Annotated in this window: 2 protein-coding genes and 1 pseudogene; all 3 read right to left on the bottom strand. The window is 58.2% G+C overall.

Annotated features, from left to right (window positions below):
* A pseudogene (locus HX846_RS22590) lies at positions 1 to 257 on the bottom strand (D-hexose-6-phosphate mutarotase); the annotation flags it as partial.
* A gap of 178 nt (positions 258 to 435) precedes the next feature.
* On the bottom strand, positions 436 to 1,782 hold the full coding sequence (locus HX846_RS22595) for a carbohydrate porin (protein ID WP_003213016.1): 1,347 nt from the start codon (positions 1,780 to 1,782) through the stop codon (positions 436 to 438).
* A gap of 105 nt (positions 1,783 to 1,887) precedes the next feature.
* On the bottom strand, positions 1,888 to 2,121 hold a 234-nt coding region (locus HX846_RS22600; RefSeq protein WP_178966121.1), incomplete at its 5' end, for a TOBE domain-containing protein.

Consider the following 2,121-nt stretch of genomic DNA (forward strand, 5'->3'; position numbering starts at 1 on the left):
TGGCGGCCATACCACGGCCAACACACCGGCACGCCGCCACGGATGGCGCCGACCTGCGGCCACTTGGCCGCGCACCACAGCCAGGGCTTCTGGCCCGTGGGCTGAAAGTGCAGCAATTGCGCGCCCTGACGACTGAACACCGCCTGGCAGAGCGGGTGATCGATCACCAGCACATCGCGCATCTGGAAGCGTTCCCAGGCGAATACCGGCCGCTCGCGCAGGGATTTGAAAAAGCGTTGCAGCGGATGCTCATGCATGTGCCACGGTCCTGAATATCTTTGCAGGCGCTGGCTTGCCTGCGATGGCATCGCCTCGGTGTGGCAGATACACCGTGGGGCGCGCATCGCAGGCAAGCCAGCTCCCACACAAAAAAAAGCGGATAGCCATGGCTACCCGCAAAATGCGCACAGAGAGAAGGAGCTTATCGCAACAACGTTAGAACGTAGACTGAATTTTCAGGCCCGCTACCACCGCGTTGTCGACTTGCTTAACACCACCTGGATTGGCGATGTATTGCAGGTTGGGACGCACGGTCAGCCAGTTGGTGACGTGGATGCCGTAGTTGAGTTCGACGTTGTACTCCGTGTTACGCAGCGGTGCGTAACCCGATTGGTCGTAATCCGTGAAACCGCCGGCCGCGTTGAGCAACTCAGCATTTTTCTTCACGTCACTGTTGGCATGGATACGGGATACACCGATACCCACGTCATCTTTTGTACGTGCGTCGAATGGACCTTTATACACAAGCATCAGCGACTGGTAGTTGTCGACCAGGTTGGTGTCTTTGTCGTGGAAGGTGACGTTGGCCGCAATGTTCAAGCCGCGGGAAGCATCGCCATTGTGGGTGGTGAGTTGCTGTTGCAGAACGCCCCAGTAACCGCTTTTGCTGCTGCGAACGCGGAAGGCTGCGCCCGTGGTGCCAGCATCGTTACCGTTGACGTCTTCACGTACGTCGGTAGCGTCGGCGGTGCTCTTGTAGTAACCCACACGGTATTCGCCCGGCAGGCCATTGACCTTCGGCGACCAGACCAATTCAACCGGCAATACGGTGCCCTTGGTGCCGCTGCCGCTGAGCTTGAAGCCGTTGCCGTGCTCCAGTTGCGACGGGTTCTGGTTGTACGCACCGATTTGCGCATACAGCTCAGGCGTGATGTTGTACTTCACGCGGATAGCCGCCTGGCTGACGGGCCAGTTGTACCAGGTGTTTACATAGTTACCGACCTGCGAGCCACAGAACGACAGGTTCTGGAAGTCGCACGGGAAGGTGTTGAAGTCTTCGCCTTCACCGAAGTAACCGAGTTTCACGTCCAGCTTGTTGTCGAACATCTGGTGCTGAATCCAGAACTGGGTCAGACGCACCATGTGGCCTCGGCCGTCGACTTCCTGAGACGAGCTCAAGGTGCCGGCACGCGGGTCACCAATACGGTCGTTGGAAATGTTTGCGCCATTACGATTGGTCAACTGGATCTTGGCCTGGGTGTTATCCCAGCCCCACAGCTTTTGCAGGTCCAGTGCCACGCCCAGACCGAACTGGTCAGCGTAACGGGCAGTCTTGTCGTTGTTGTAGCCACCGCTGAGGTTGCCACCGACTTCACCGACGTAATCCGCCTTGATGTCGATACCTTGCTCGATCAGCTTGGTGCGCTCGCCGCCCCAATCGCCGGTCATCCACTTGGAATCGGCGCTGAACGCGTCGTCCGCCATCGCATTGGCGGACAGTACCAGGGCGGCTGCTGCTGACAGTTGGCAGATCAGCCGGGTGTTGTTGTGGTGCTTTTTCATCCCTACATCCTCGTCTTTATTGTTATTAACTGTTTTTATCTAACGCGGTTTACTTCTTTGTGAGAGCAGGACTCTCACAAAAGCCCCTACACATCATTTGAAACTTCAGCGTCCCTTGAATTGAGCGACGTTGTCGGCACGGTCCTGGGCAGGCAACGAAGCGGCAGTGCCCAGGCGCTCGCCGGTCTTGGCGTCGAACAGCAACACTTTGGCCGGGTCGAACTGCAAGGTCAGGGTCTCGCCCACTTGCGGCGCCACATCGGGCGCCAGGCGGCAGCAGACCTTGGTGTCATTGATTTGCACGAACACCAGGGTGTCCGGACCGGTCGGCTCGGTGAC

It is taken from the genome of Pseudomonas sp. K5002 (assembly GCF_013386655.1).
Lineage (GTDB): Bacteria > Pseudomonadota > Gammaproteobacteria > Pseudomonadales > Pseudomonadaceae > Aquipseudomonas.

Excerpts from the sequence above, each read along its gene's own strand:
- HX846_RS22595 (WP_003213016.1), bottom strand. The coding sequence starts at position 1,782 with ATGAAAAAGCACCACAACAACACCCGGCTGATCTGCCAACTGTCAGCA.